The 12,943-nt window shown below is 72.4% G+C and carries 11 protein-coding genes and 3 tRNA genes; 12 read left to right on the top strand and 2 right to left on the bottom strand.

Going from position 1 to position 12,943, the window contains the following annotated elements; translation table 11 throughout:
- Window positions 1-112: 112 nt before the first annotated feature.
- Complete coding sequence (locus tag miv_RS05875) at window positions 113-1,465, top strand: AmpG family muropeptide MFS transporter (protein ID WP_207181847.1); 1,353 nt, start codon at window positions 113-115, stop codon at window positions 1,463-1,465.
- 107 nt (window positions 1,466-1,572) lie between these two features.
- Window positions 1,573-2,559 carry an EcsC family protein gene (locus miv_RS05870; protein ID WP_048425882.1) on the top strand — a complete coding sequence of 329 codons (987 nt, stop codon included), beginning with the start codon at window positions 1,573-1,575 and terminating at the stop codon, window positions 2,557-2,559.
- A gap of 7 nt (window positions 2,560-2,566) precedes the next feature.
- Here the strand turns inward: miv_RS05870 and miv_RS05865 are convergent, their stop codons facing one another.
- Window positions 2,567-3,964: a leucyl aminopeptidase family protein gene (locus tag miv_RS05865; RefSeq protein ID WP_425312964.1), complete on the bottom strand. Its 1,398-nt coding sequence runs from the start codon at window positions 3,962-3,964 to the stop codon at window positions 2,567-2,569.
- A gap of 215 nt (window positions 3,965-4,179) precedes the next feature.
- On the opposite strand from miv_RS05865, the gene miv_RS05860 reads away from it, so the two are divergent.
- Together miv_RS05860 and miv_RS05855 are read left to right on the top strand one after the other, a co-directional pair.
- A complete protein-coding gene (locus tag miv_RS05860) occupies window positions 4,180-4,365 on the top strand; it encodes a hypothetical protein (protein ID WP_082711420.1) in 186 nt (61 codons plus the stop codon).
- 89 nt (window positions 4,366-4,454) lie between these two features.
- Complete coding sequence (locus tag miv_RS05855; RefSeq protein WP_048425885.1) at window positions 4,455-5,288, top strand: tetratricopeptide repeat protein; 834 nt, start codon at window positions 4,455-4,457, stop codon at window positions 5,286-5,288.
- Between the two features lie 40 nt (window positions 5,289-5,328).
- Here miv_RS05855 and miv_RS05850 read toward each other — a convergent pair whose 3' ends face one another.
- Window positions 5,329-6,288, bottom strand: coding sequence for an aliphatic sulfonate ABC transporter substrate-binding protein (locus tag miv_RS05850; protein WP_058617236.1), 960 nt, complete (start codon window positions 6,286-6,288; stop codon window positions 5,329-5,331).
- Window positions 6,289-7,168: 880 nt separating this feature from the next.
- Between miv_RS05850 and miv_RS05845 the strand changes: the two genes are divergently transcribed.
- The 8 genes from miv_RS05845 (at window position 7,169) to miv_RS05810 (ending at window position 12,925) form a co-directional block, all read left to right on the top strand.
- Window positions 7,169-7,858, top strand: a complete 690-nt coding sequence (locus tag miv_RS05845) for a glutathione S-transferase N-terminal domain-containing protein (protein ID WP_207181843.1) — start codon at window positions 7,169-7,171, stop codon at window positions 7,856-7,858.
- A gap of 86 nt (window positions 7,859-7,944) precedes the next feature.
- Complete coding sequence (locus miv_RS05840; protein WP_207181841.1) at window positions 7,945-9,453, top strand: ATP-binding protein; 1,509 nt, start codon at window positions 7,945-7,947, stop codon at window positions 9,451-9,453.
- A 201-nt stretch (window positions 9,454-9,654) separates the two neighbouring features.
- A complete protein-coding gene (locus miv_RS05835; RefSeq protein WP_244276429.1) occupies window positions 9,655-10,239 on the top strand; it encodes a PilZ domain-containing protein in 585 nt (194 codons plus the stop codon).
- 228 nt (window positions 10,240-10,467) lie between these two features.
- On the top strand, window positions 10,468-10,758 hold the full coding sequence (locus miv_RS05830) for a hypothetical protein (RefSeq protein ID WP_125901102.1): 291 nt from the start codon (window positions 10,468-10,470) through the stop codon (window positions 10,756-10,758).
- A gap of 189 nt (window positions 10,759-10,947) precedes the next feature.
- On the top strand, window positions 10,948-12,381 hold the full coding sequence (locus tag miv_RS05825) for an NAD-dependent succinate-semialdehyde dehydrogenase (RefSeq protein WP_048425889.1): 1,434 nt from the start codon (window positions 10,948-10,950) through the stop codon (window positions 12,379-12,381).
- A 163-nt stretch (window positions 12,382-12,544) separates the two neighbouring features.
- Window positions 12,545-12,621 (top strand) — tRNA-Arg (locus tag miv_RS05820).
- Between the two features lie 75 nt (window positions 12,622-12,696).
- Window positions 12,697-12,773 (top strand) — tRNA-Arg (locus miv_RS05815).
- A 75-nt stretch (window positions 12,774-12,848) separates the two neighbouring features.
- Window positions 12,849-12,925, top strand: a tRNA-Arg gene (locus miv_RS05810).
- The last annotated feature ends 18 nt before the right edge of the window (window positions 12,926-12,943 follow it).

The raw sequence follows: 12,943 nt of genomic DNA, 5'->3' as shown, positions 1-12,943 counted from the left end.
CCGGACCTTGCGGCAGGACCGCGACGCACAATTCTGTTGCGTTCATTCTTTTTGCATCGTCTCACCCGCCGACCCAGGGCGACGGTGAGGCGCCCGGAGGACGACGCACACGATGACGACGACCGCCGAGAGACCGGGGACGGAGAGGCCGGGGACGGGCTGGCTCGCCCGCACCCGCGCGACCCTGCGGGACGTGGCGGCGGACCGGCGCATGGCGATGATGCTGGTGCTCGGCTTCGGCGCCGGCCTGCCGATCCTGCTCGTCTTCGCCACCCTGTCGGCCTGGCTGCGCAGCGCCGGCATCGAGCGCTCGAGCATCGGGCTCCTCAGCTACGTGTCGCTGGCCTACACGCTGAAGTTCCTCTGGGCCCCGGTGATCGACCGGGTCGACCTGCCGGTGCTCTCGCGCGTGCTCGGCCGGCGCCGGGCCTGGATGCTGCTGTCGCAGCTCGCGGTCGCGGCGGGCCTGATCGCGATGAGCCGGGGCGATCCGGCGACGTCGCTCGGCTACACGGTGGTCTGCGCGCTGGTCATCGCCTTCGCGTCGGCGACCCAGGACATCGTGGTCGATGGCTGGCGCATCGATTCCGCCCCGCCCGAGCGCCAGGGCATGATGCTGGCCTCCTATCAGCTCGGCTACAGCCTCGCCCGCATCTGCGCCGGCGCCGGGGCGCTGTTCGTCGCCGACGCCTTCGGCTGGGCCCCCGCCTACGGCGCCATGGCGCTCCTGATGCTGGTCGCGCTCGCCGGCACGCTCGCCGCCCCGAAGGTCCAGGCGCGCGATCCGGGTCCCCGGCGCGGCTGGCGCCATGCCCTGCGCGAGGCGGTGGTCGAGCCCTTCGCCGACCTCGTCGCCCGCAAGGGCACGGGGCTGGTGCTGATCCTGGCGCTCATCACCGTCTACCGCCTGCCCGACATCGTGTCGGGCATCATGGCGAACCCGCTCTACATCGACATGCACTTCACCCTGTCGGAGATCGCCACGGTCTCGAAGGTCTACGGCGTCTGGATCGGCATCGCCGGGGCCTTCGCGGGCGGCATCGCGGTGAGCCGGCTCGGCCTCTACCCGGCGCTGCTGATCGGCGGGATCGCGGCCTCGGCCTCGAACCTGATGTTCGCCTGGCTGGCACTGGCCGGCCACGACCTGCCGCTGCTCGTGGCCAGCATCAGCATCGACAACTTCGCCGGGGCCTTCGCGGGCACCGCCCTCATCGCCTACATGTCGAGCCTGACCTCGCCGGCCTTCGCGGCGACGCAATACGCGCTCCTCTCCTCGCTCTACGCGCTGCCGGGCAAGTTCGTCGGCGGCCTGTCGGGCTTCGCCGTCGAATCCCTCGGCTACCCGGTCTTCTTCGTGATGACCGCCGCGGTCGGCATCCCGGTGACGCTGCTCTGCCTCGGCCTGCGGCTCCTGCCCGGCGAGACGGAGCCGGTCCGGGCGGAGAAGGTGCCGGCCCGGGCCTGAGGCGCGCCGCCCCTTGCGGAACCGGGCACCGGCGCCCCAGCTTTATCGGCACGTCCGATGCGACGGCCCGCCCGTCGCAACCGCCTGTCGCCCGAAAGGGAGCTCCCGTGTCCGAGATCGTCGCCGTCGAGCCCGTCCCGTCCCCCGTCCCGGTCGGGGCGCAACCCATGAGCGCGGAGGACCGCGCGGCCTTGCGCCGGGCGGTCGCGGCGCTGGAGCGGCCGAGCCTCGCCGGCCGGCTCTCCGCCATGGCGGGCGCTCCCCTCGACATGATCGGCCGCGCCCTGCCGGCCCCGGTGATGGACGCGGTCGGCCATGCCACCGAGACGGCGATGCGCGGCGCCCTGCGGGCAGCGCTGGCGACCCTGCCGGCCAAGGCCTCCGGGACGACCGCCGGGACGGAATCCGATCCCGAGGCCGCGGCGCTGGCGCCCCTCGGCCCGGACCTCTCGCCGTCCGCGTCCTGGCGCGACCGGGCGATCGACCTCATCGGCCGCTTCCCCCCGGGCGACCGCGGCCACAAGGCGCTGGCGGCGGTCTCGGGCGCCATCGGGGGCGCCTTCGGGCTCACCACGCTCGCCGTCGAGTTGCCGCTCTCCACCACCCTGATGCTGCGCTCCATCGCCGAGATCGCCCAGCGCGAGGGCGAGGATCTCGGCGATCCCGAGGCGGCGCTGGCCTGCATGCAGGTCTTCGCCCTCGGCGGCCGCGGCCCCGTCCAGGCCGACGCGCCGGCCGGCACCGCCGCCGAGAGCGGCTATTTCGCGGTGCGCGGGGCGCTGGCCAAGGCGATGTCGGAGGCGGCGCGCTACGCCGCGGGCCGCGGCCTCCTCGACGAGAGCGCCCCGGCGCTGATGCGGTTCGCCGGCCAGGTCGGCGCCCGGTTCGGCGGCGTGGTCTCGCAGAAGCTCGCCGCCCAGGCGGTGCCGGTGCTCGGGGCGCTCGGGGGCGCCGCCGTCAACACCGCCTTCATGGACCACTTCCAGTCGATCGCCCGCGGCCACTTCACCGTGCGGCGGCTGGAGCGCCGCTACGGCAAGGGCGTGGTGCGGGAGGCCTACGAGGCGGAGCGGGCCTCCCTCGGCACGGCATGAGGCCGGCTCAGCGCGCGCCGTAGCGCGCCTTGAGGAGGGCGTAGACGAGGCGTGCGGTCTGCACCTCGCCGCCCTCCGGCCGACCGGGCTTGGCGCTCGGGTTCCAGCCGTAGAGGTCGAGATGGACATGCGCCTTGGCGGCGGGCGCGAAGCGGCGCAGGAACAGCGCCGCCGTCACCGCCCCGGCGAAGGGGCCGCCCGAGACGTTGTTGAGGTCCGCGACCTTCGAATCGAGCAGCCCCGCATAGGGCGCCCAGAGCGGCATCCGCCAGACCGGGTCGTTCACCGCGAGGCCGGTGGCGGCGAGCTCCGCCGCCAGGGCGTCGTCCTCGGTGAACAGGGCCGGCAGGTCGGGACCGAGGGCGACCCGGGCCGCCCCCGTCAGGGTCGCGAAGTCGAAGACCAGCTCCGGCGCCTCCTCGTCGGCGAGGCTCAGCGCGTCGGCCAGGATCAGGCGCCCCTCCGCGTCGGTGTTGCCGATCTCGACCGTGAGGCCGTGGCGGCTCTTCAGCACGTCGCCGGGGCGGAAGGCGTCACCGGCCACCGCATTCTCGACCGTCGGGACCAGCACCCGCAGCCGGACGGGGAGACCCGCCCCCATCACCATCTCGGCGGCGGCGAGCGCCACCGCGGCGCCGGCCATGTCCTTCTTCATCAGGAGCATCGCGGCCGAGGGCTTGATGTCGAGGCCGCCGGTATCGAACACCACGCCCTTGCCGACCAGGGTGACGCGGGGTGCCGACGGGTCGCCCCAGGTGATGTCGATGAGCCGCGGCGCCCGCGGCGAGGCCCGGCCGACCGCGGCGATGAGCGGGAAGCCCGTCTCCAGCGCCTCGCCCTCCACCACCGTGCAGGCGGCACCGAACCGCCCGGCCAGCGCCCGCGCCGCCGCCTCGATCTCCGCCGGGCCGAGGTCGTTCGCCGGGGTGTTGACGAGGTCGCGGCCCGCCGCCACCGCGTCGGCGATGCGGTCGATCTCGGCGGCGTCGACCCCCGCCGGGACGGCGAGCCGTGCCGTCGGCGCCGCCCGCTCGCGGTAGCGGCCGAAGCGGTAGCCCGACAGCCGCCAGGCGAGCGCGGCGAGCGCCGGATCGCCGGGGTAATCCGCCAGCCGGTAGGTTCCCTCCGGCAGGGCGTCGGGCAGGCGCCCGACCGCGAAGGCATCGCCCTTGCCCTTGTCGTCGCCCTTGCCCTTGCCCTTGTCCTCGATCCCGAACAGGACGGTCTCGAGCCTCCCGTCCGCCCCCGGCAAGAGGGCGATCCGGCCGGGCTTGGCCTCGAACCCGCTCGCTTGCGCGAAGGCCGCGGCGAGCGGCGGCAGCGTCGCCAGCACGGCCGGCCAGCCGGCGGCGTCGACGCAGCGGATCGGGGTGGCGGCCTCGGTCGCGGGCAGGAGCGTGGTCACGCGGGACATCCCTTCCTTCAACGCGGACGGCTGAGCGCCGGAGGGGGAGCCAAGACCGGCCGCTTGTCAATCCTCGGGGGCGTGCCGCGGGACGTTGCCGCTCGATCCGGCCCGGCCGGGTGCGCCGCCCGGGCGCCTCGCCGCAGGCCGGGAACCCCGCGGGCCCCTCGGCGTCACCCCGCACGACACACAGTCCCAATCGAGAGGAGCCCGCCATGGCCGAGGACAGGAAGCCCATCAACCCGCTGGAGCGGCGCGAGGCGATCGGCATCGAGGATGGCAGCCGGCACGACGGCGAGGCCGTGACGACGAGCCGCCACGGGGTCGGGACCGACCGGGGCGGCGCCGAGGCCCGGCCGCCCGCCCCGAAGGCGTCGCCCTCGGACACGCCCCGGCGTTAACGGCCGATTAGGGTTAACGACCTATCACCACGGTCACGAGGGCCGTGGGAGCGGGTTGCCACATCCCAGGCCCGTCCCTGGAGTGGCCGATGCCCGCGACCGTCGAGACCCGTCCCGCCCGCTCGAATGCCCTGCGGCGCCTCGCCGTCGTCGCGGCGGTGGCGCTGATGGCCTCCGGCTGCCTGTCGCGCCAGCCCCTCACCACCGGGTCGATCGACGCCGCCGCCCCCGCCGACACCGCGCGCCGCGACGTCGGGCGGCTCGCCCAGCGCTACGAGCGCGACCCGGGCGACATCGGCACCGCGATGGCCTACGCCCAGGCGCTGCGGGCCACCGACCAGGGCGCGCAGGCCGCGGCGGTGCTGCAGCAGACGGCCTTGCGCAACCCCAAGAATCCCGCGGTGCTCGCCGCCTACGGCAAGAGCCTGGCCGAGATCGGCCGCCTCGCCGAGGCGGCGGAGGTGCTGCGCAACGCCCATTCCCCGGCCAATCCCGACTGGCGCGTGCTCTCGGCGCAGGGCGCGGTGGCCGACCAGATGGGCGACCATGCCCAGGCCCAGCGCTACTACGAGGCGGCGCTGAAGATCGTCCCCGGCGAGCCGGCGGTGATGTCGAATCTCGGCCTGTCCTACGCGCTCGCCAAGCATCTGCCCGAGGCCGAGGCGACCCTGCGCCAGGCCAGCGCCGATCCCCGCGCCGACGCGCGGGTGCGCCAGAACCTCGCCCTCGTGCTCGGGTTGCAGGGCCGCTTCGGCGAGGCCGAGCAGATCCTCACCCGCGATCTCGGGCCGGCGGAAGCCGCGCAGAACGTGGCGGCGCTCCGTGCCTCGATCACCCAGCCCAACGCCTGGAAGGCGATCCGCTCGGCCGAGAAGGCCGAGGCACCGGCCCCGCGGCCCCGCGCGGCCGCCTCGGCGATGTGACGCCGCGGGCCCCACGTGTCGCGAAGGCCGGCCGCACGCGTCAGGACGGCGGCGGGGCCACCCACACCGCGTCGCGCACGGTGATCGCCCGTGGGATCAGGCCGAGGCGGTGGAAGCGGTCGGCGGTGGCCTGCTGGCCGGCGAGGATCGCGTCGGTCAGCGGACGCACCGCGAACTGGGTGCGGTCGGCGGCGGCCTTCTGGATCGGCAGCGGGATCCCGGTAACCTCGGCGAGCGCCTGCGCCACCTGATCGCGATGCGCCTCGGCCCAGGCGGCGCCCTGTTCCAGGCCCCGCAGGGCCGCGCTCACCACCGCCGGATGGGCCTGGGCGAAGCTCTTGTTGGCCAGGAAGTAGCCGGACACGTCGAGGGTCTGCCCGGAGGTGGTGAGCACCCGGGTCTTGTCGCGCGCCTGCGCGATGGCGAAGTACGGGTCCCAGATCGCCCAGGCGTCGACGCTGTCGCCGGTGAAGGCCGAGCCCGCATCGGCCGGCGACAGGTAGACCGGCGTGACGTCGGTGAAGCGCAGGCCCGCCTTCTCCAGGGCGGCGACCAGCAGGTTGTGCGAGGAGGTGCCGCGGGCGACCGCCACCTTGCGGCCCTTGAGGTCGGTGACGGTGCGGATCGGGGACGCGTCCTTGACCAGGATCGCCTCGCCCTCGCCGGACGGCGCCGCGGCCGCCGTGTAGACGAGGTTGCCGCCGGCGGCCTGGGAGAAGATCGGCGGCGCGTCGCCGGTATAGCCGAAATCGATGCTGCCGGCGTTGAGCGCTTCGAGGAGCGGCGGGCCGGCCTGGAACTCGAACCAGCGCACCGCGATGCCGCGCGGCGCAAGCTGCCGCTCGATCAGCTGCTGCTGGCGCGTGACGACGATCAGACCGATCTTCTGGTAGCCGATCCGGAATTCCTTGGGCGCGGCGTCCCCGGCGCGGGCCGGGCCCGCCGCCAGGGCGCCGGCCGTCATCAGCCCCGCGAGGACGGAGCGGCGTGTCGGATGCATCGAGTCAACTCCGGTAAGTCATCCGGGGCAAGCGACAGTCGTTGCCGGATCGTCGAGGATGAGCGAAAGCTCTCATTCCCCGGATATGCCGTCAATGAATGAGAAAACCAAAATTGAACGCGAGATAAGGCAGGGTTTCTCTGGTGGCCTGCGTCGCTGGAATTTATTTTCTTGCGCTCATGGAGGCGGACGGCGCGACGCGCATCATCGCGTCGACCAAGCTGTCGCGCTGCGTCGCCACCGCCTCGCTCGCTTCAGGCCGGGCTGTCCGGGGAGGCAGGCGTTCGAAGATCGCGCGTGAGGGCGACATGTTTCAGTGTGAGAGCCTGTTTGAGTGGTTTTCTTTCGCTGAAATCCGGATGATCAAGCATATCCTACCTTCCCACCTCAGGATGAGGTCGTGGGCCGGATATGCCCTGCTGGTTCCGGCTTTATGAAAGACGATCCTGCTCGAACAGGCTCTGAGAGCCTGTTCGACATGACCGACAGTCTTCATACCCTCATCGTCATTCCGGGTTCTTGTGCGCGGACCCGAAATCACATTGAGGATGTCAAATCCGTGGGATGCATTCAAACAGGCTCTGAGCCGCTCGGCGTCGTGCTGATAGCGGGACGATCATAGCCTGACGCAGGATCGCAGTACCCTGCGCGATCTTCGGTCGTCCCTGCCCCTCTCCCACGCGGGAGAGGGGATCCCGAGCTTGATTCTCGGCCGTGGTTTCACCCGGCAGCCATGCGTTGGCGAGCGAGCCCCCGAGACGATCTGCCGAACCGGACCATCCCCCGGGAGGAGACGATCCCGCGTTGCCGCCCGGGCCGCCCGCCGCCATGATCCGCCGGCAAGGCCGCCCGGCCCACGGGGCGCCGCCGGAGGAAGCCCGTGACCCGCGTGCTCTACGAACTCGCCGCCGCCGACCCGGACCGGCGCTTCAGCCCGTTCTACTGGCGCATCCGCCTCGCCCTCGAACACAAGGGCCTCGCCTTCGAGGGACGGCCGTGGCGCTTCACGCAGACGGAGGCGCTCGCCTTCTCGGGCTCGGACAAGGTCCCGGTCCTGGTCGAGGACGGACGGCCGATCGCGGAGTCCTCGGTCATCGCCGCCCATCTGGAGGCGGCCTATCCCGACCGCCCGTCGCTGTTCGGCGGTGACGCGGGCGAGGCGCTGACGCGCTTCCACGTCGCCTGGACCGACCAGGTGCTGCACCCGGCCCTGGTGCCGCTGCTCCTGCTTCCCATCCACCGCCACCTCGCCGAGGCGGACCGGGCCTATTTCCGCCGAAGCCGCGAGGCCCGCTTCGGCAAGCCGCTCGAGGCGGTCTGCCCCGATGAGGACGCGCAGCGCGTCACAGTGCGGCGCACGCTCTCTCCGGTCCGGGCGGTGCTGCGGGCGCAACCCTTCCTCGGCGGGCAGGCCCCGCTCTACGCCGACTACGCCGTGATGGGCGCCTTCCTGTGGGCTCATGCCGTCGGCGGGCCGGACCTGCTCGAGCCCGACGACCCGGTCGAGGGATGGCGGAAGCGGATGCTGGGCCGGATGGGGGAGGGATCGCGGGCCCTGACCTTCGGCTGACGCGAACTCCCTGTGGACCCCGCCGCGCGGCGCGGATCGGGGCGGGGCCTGCCGTGTTACGAGTCGGGCCATCGCAGGGAGCCGAGATGACGATCAGCGTCGAGATGGGGGTGGCGAGCGGCGGCCGGCCGGCCGCCCTCGACCTGGAGGAACTGCTGGCGACGCGCCTCCTCGTCCAGGGCAATTCCGGCTCGGGCAAGTCGCACCTGCTGCGCCGGCTGCTGGAGCAGAGCGCCCCGCACGTCCAGCAGGTGGTGATCGACCCGGAGGGCGACTTCGTCACCCTGGCGGACGCCCACGGCCACGTCGTCGTCGAGGGCGATCACGGCGAGGCCGACCTCCAGCGCATCGCCGCCCGGGTCCGGGCGCACCGGGTCTCGGTGGTGCTGACGCTCGAGAACCTCGACGTCGAGGCGCAGATGCGCGCCGCCGCGGCCTTCCTGGGCGGCCTGTTCGAGGCCGAGCGCGACCATTGGTACCCCGTCCTGGTGGTGGTGGACGAGGCGCAGCTCTTCGCCCCGGCCGCCGCCGGCGAGGTCTCGGACGAGGCCCGCAAGGCCTCGCTCGGCGCGATGACCAACCTGATGTGCCGCGGCCGCAAGCGCGGGCTCGCCGGCATCATCGCGACCCAGCGCCTCGCCAAGCTCGCCAAGAACGTCGCGGCGGAAGCGTCGAACTTCCTGATGGGCCGCACCTTCCTCGACATCGACATGGCGCGGGCCGCCGACCTGCTCGGCCTCGAACGGCGCCAGGCCGAGAGCTTTCGCGATCTGGAGCGCGGTCACTTCATCGCGCTGGGGCCCGCCCTGTCGAAGCGCCCGCTGCCGATCGCCATCGGGCCGGTCGCGACCTCGGCCCGCTCGTCGAGCCCCAAGCTCGTTCCGCTGCCGAGCCCGGCCGCCGGCGATTCCCTGCGCGACCTGATCCTGACGCCCGCCGAGAGCGAGGTGAGCTGGATGCCCGCGCCGCGTCCGGCTCCCGCGCCGCGGGCGACGCCGACCGACCTCCTGCAGCAACTCGCCCAGTACCGCCCGCCGGAGCCGGTCGAGGCGCCGCCGAGCATGAGCGAGGCGGAGCGGGACGCGGCGCTCGCCGAGATCCTGCGCGAGATCGCCGCCGACCCGGACGGGGCCCACCACCCGATCGCGGTGCTCTACCAGGACTTCCTCGTCCGCTGCCGGATGCGCCGGCTGCCGGGCGAGCCCCTCGATCTCGGTCGCTTCCGCCGCCGCCTCTCCATCGCGCGGGCCGGCGTCGACGGCGAGGCCGCCGAGGGCGACGAGGCGGAGGCCGTGATGGCGGCCTGCGCGGGCCTGCCGGAGGAGGTCCAGGGCCTCTTCCTGCTGCTCGCCCGCGCCGCCCGGGCCGGCGCCCCGTGCCCTTCGGACGATGCCCTGGCGCGGGCCATCGGCTCGCGCTCGCCCGGCCGGGCGCGGCGGCTGCTGGCCTATGTCGAGAGCCGCGGCGCCGCGGTGTGCCGCACCGATTTCCGCGGCAACCGCGTCGTCGCCCTGCCGGCCCTCGGCTGCGAGACCGCCCCCGGCGATCCGAAGGGCACCGTGGAGGAGCCCGCCGGCCTGTTCGCGGCGGAGTAGGGCTCCCGGCTTCCGTGATCGCGGCATCCACGGAAGCCGCTTCCACGCCGATGCCGAATCGTGTCCGTTCGTGTCGCATGCACGCCGCATTAAGCCTCTTCGTCGATGGTGGAGCGGCAGCAGCCTGCGCCCTTGCGGTCGAACGATCCTCGGGCGACACGACTGCTGATCGATCGAACGACCGTGGCGGACGCCTTGAAGTTGCATATCCAGCCTGAATCGGAACCGGGTACCCAGCCGATCCACATTCGGGTCGGCGGCCGCTACCTTCTGCCGGGCGGGGCGGAGCATGCCTGCGAGACCCGCAGCCTGTCCCTCGCGGTCATCGACGTGCTGGCGCCCGAGAGCGGCCTCCTGGGCGATCCGGTCACGCTCTATCTCGACGATGTCGGCCCGGTGGCCGGCGCCATCCAGTCGATCCGGCCGGACGGCTTCACCCTGGCGGTCGATGTCGGACCCGAGCGCCGGGCCCGCTTCGCCGCCCGCCTCGACTGGCTCGCCGGCCTGGCGAGCGGGCGGACCGACCAGCGCAGCGACCCGCGCATCGTGCCGACCGTGCGCAGCGTCGAGGTGCGCCGCGCCGACGGCCAGGTCCAGTCCGGGACGATCATCGATCTGTCGATGACCGGTGCGGCCATCTCGGTCGCCGAACGCCCGGCCGTGGGCGAGGTCGTCACCCTCGGCAAGCGCCGCGCGACCGTGGTGCGCCACCTCGAGACCGGGTTCGCCGTCACGTTCCGGCTGCCGTTCCGGCCCGAGACCTTCGGCCTGCACGTCATGCTGTAGGCTGCGGGATCGTCGCCGGGGATCGCGCATGTGCCGACGACGCGGCACCATCAACGACCTGGGGCCGCGCCGGTCGCCGGGCGATCGGGTGCCGCTCGAGACCGCGGTGAGCGGCCGGGGGACGGGATGCTGGGCAAGAGCCGCAGTAGGAGCCGGAGCGAGAACCGGGGCGAAACGTCCGCGACCGGCGGGATCGGGCGCCTCGACCGTGGCCCCGGCCGGGAGCCGGTGGACATCCGCATCATCGTCTCGGCCGCCCCGGCCCGGAGCGCGCGGGAGCGCGCCTCCGCCTACCTGCCCTGGCCGGTCAGGCTCGTGTTGAAGCTCGGCCTTCCGGCCTTCGTGCTGTTCATGGTCTTCGTGCTGCCGAACTACCTCGACTGCCGCACCCGGCACGGATCCGGCCAGTTCTTTCACGGCATGACGGTCGCGGCCTGCACGCGCCAGACGGTCTCCGGCCAGATCGACGAGACGCACAAGCGGTTCGAGGACATCGCCCGCGCCATCGGCGCACGCTGACCGGGCAGGTGGCCCGATTGTCAGGCGGCAACCGTAAGGCGGCAATCGTAAGGCGGGAAGTCTGTCAGGTCCTGGCACGGGCGACAAGGCGCTTGCGGGCACGGGGCCTTGCGCGGCACCGCCTGTCGGTGGCCGGGGGACTGCCTTAAGTTCGGGGCCATTCGCTCCGGTACGAGGACGAGGCCCCCGATGTTCCCAGACGTGAAGCTCCACATCGCCGGCGAGTGGCGCGCCGGCAGCGGTGGCCAGACGATGCCGATCCTCAACCCGGCCACCGGCGAGACCCTGAGCCAGCTCGCGGTCGCGACCACCGACGACCTCGACCAGGCCCTCGCGGCGGCCGAGCGCGGCTTCCAGGCCTGGCGCAAGGTCTCGGCCTTCGAGCGCAGCAAGGTGCTGCGCAAGGCCGCCAACCTCATGCGCGAGCGCGCCGACGAGATCGCCCGGATCATGACCCTCGAGCAGGGCAAGCCGGTGGCGGAGGCCAAGATGGAGGTGCTCGGCGGCGCCGACACCATGGACTGGTTCGCGGAGGAGGGCCGGCGCGCCTATGGCCGGGTGATCCCGCCCCGCGCCGAGGGCGTGATGCAGCTCGTCATCCGCGAGCCCGTCGGCCCGGTCGCGGCCTTCACGCCGTGGAACTTCCCGATCAACCAGGCGGTGCGCAAGGTCTCGGCGGCGCTCTGCACCGGCTGCTCGGTGATCCTCAAGGGTCCCGAGGACACCCCCGCGAGCTGCACCGCGCTGATCCAGGCCCTGCTCGACGCCGGCGTGCCGGGCGACGTGCTCGGCCTCGTCTTCGGCGATCCGGCGACGATCTCGTCCTACCTGATCCCGCACCCGATCATCCGCAAGATCACCTTCACGGGCTCGACCGCGATCGGCAAGGAGCTCGCCGCGCTCGCCGGCAAGCACATGAAGCGCGCCACGATGGAGCTCGGCGGCCACGCCCCGGCGATCGTCTTCCGCGACGCCGACGTGAACAAGGCCGTGCAGGTGCTCGGCGCCAACAAGTTCCGCAATGCCGGCCAGGTCTGCGTCGCGCCGACCCGCTTCCTCGTCCACGATTCGGTGTTCGACGCCTTCGTGGACGGCTTCGTCGGCCTCTCGCAGGGCCTCAAGGTCGGCAACGGCCTGGAGGACGGCGTCAAGATGGGCCCGCTCGCCCATGGCCGCCGCATCGAGGCGATGGAGGGCTTCGTGGCCGATGCCGAGCAGAAGGGCGCGACCTTGCGCACCGGCGGCAAGCGCATCGGCAACCAGGGCAACTTCTTCGAGCCGACGGTCTTCACCGACGTGCCGCTCGACGCCCGGATCATGAACGAGGAGCCCTTCGGGCCGATCGCCGCGATCCAGCGCTTCTCGGACGACGAGGAGGCCTTCGCGGAAGCCAACCGCCTGCCCTATGGCCTCGCCGCCTACGCCTATACCCGCTCGGCCGAGACGGCGACCAAGCTCGCCACCCGGGTCGAGAGCGGCATGATGTCGATCAACCACCACGGCATCGCCCTGCCGGAGACGCCCTTCGGCGGCGTCAAGGATTCGGGCTACGGCAGCGAGGGCGGCTCGGAGGCGATCGAGGCCTACCTCAACACCAAGTTCGTCACCCAAGCCGGCTTCTGACGCAGGGACGGCCCCCGGCGTCGGGGGAGGGGGCTCGATGCCTCCGCCCATCTCCGACGCCCCCTTCGCCGGTGACCCCGCGCCGGCGAAATAAGGGTTGCCAAGCCAGGGCGGACCCCTTAGATCCCACTTCCACCGGCGGGGAGCAATTCCCGCCGTTCAGGCGCCCGTAGCTCAGCTGGATAGAGCACCAGACTACGAATCTGGGGGTCAGAGGTTCGAATCCTTTCGGGCGCGCCATTCCACACCTGTTGCCCGGCTTCGATCGTTACGCGATCGTGGTCGGTTATAGTCGAAGATACGATCTTCGGTCGGGCGCCCGTAGCTCAGCTGGATAGAGCACCAGACTACGAATCTGGGGGTCAGAGGTTCGAATCCTTTCGGGCGCGCCATTCCACACCTGTTGCCCGGCTTCGATCGTTACGCGATCGTGGTCGGTTATAGTCGAAGATACGATCTTCGATCGGGCGCCCGTAGCTCAGCTGGATAGAGCACCAGACTACGAATCTGGGGGTCAGAGGTTCGAATCCTTTCGGGCGCGCCATATTGCTCCGGCATCTCT

The sequence above is a fragment of the Methylobacterium indicum genome (assembly GCF_017347565.1).
Classification (GTDB): Bacteria; Pseudomonadota; Alphaproteobacteria; order Rhizobiales; family Beijerinckiaceae; genus Methylobacterium; species Methylobacterium indicum.
The sequence above is the reverse complement of the archived record's forward strand: the minus strand, read 5'-3'. Positions and strand labels throughout refer to the sequence as shown.

Bases quoted from the DNA above. Each gene is read 5' to 3' on its own strand.
- miv_RS05875 (WP_207181847.1), top strand. From the start codon at position 113: ATGACGACGACCGCCGAGAGACCGGGGACGGAGAGGCCGGGGACGGGC.
- miv_RS05860 (WP_082711420.1), top strand. From the start codon at position 4,180: ATGGCCGAGGACAGGAAGCCCATCAACCCGCTGGAGCGGCGCGAGGCG.
- miv_RS05855 (WP_048425885.1), top strand. From the start codon at position 4,455: ATGCCCGCGACCGTCGAGACCCGTCCCGCCCGCTCGAATGCCCTGCGG.
- miv_RS05850 (WP_058617236.1), bottom strand. From the start codon at position 6,288: ATGCATCCGACACGCCGCTCCGTCCTCGCGGGGCTGATGACGGCCGGC.
- miv_RS05840 (WP_207181841.1), top strand. From the start codon at position 7,945: ATGACGATCAGCGTCGAGATGGGGGTGGCGAGCGGCGGCCGGCCGGCC.
- miv_RS05825 (WP_048425889.1), top strand. From the start codon at position 10,948: ATGTTCCCAGACGTGAAGCTCCACATCGCCGGCGAGTGGCGCGCCGGC.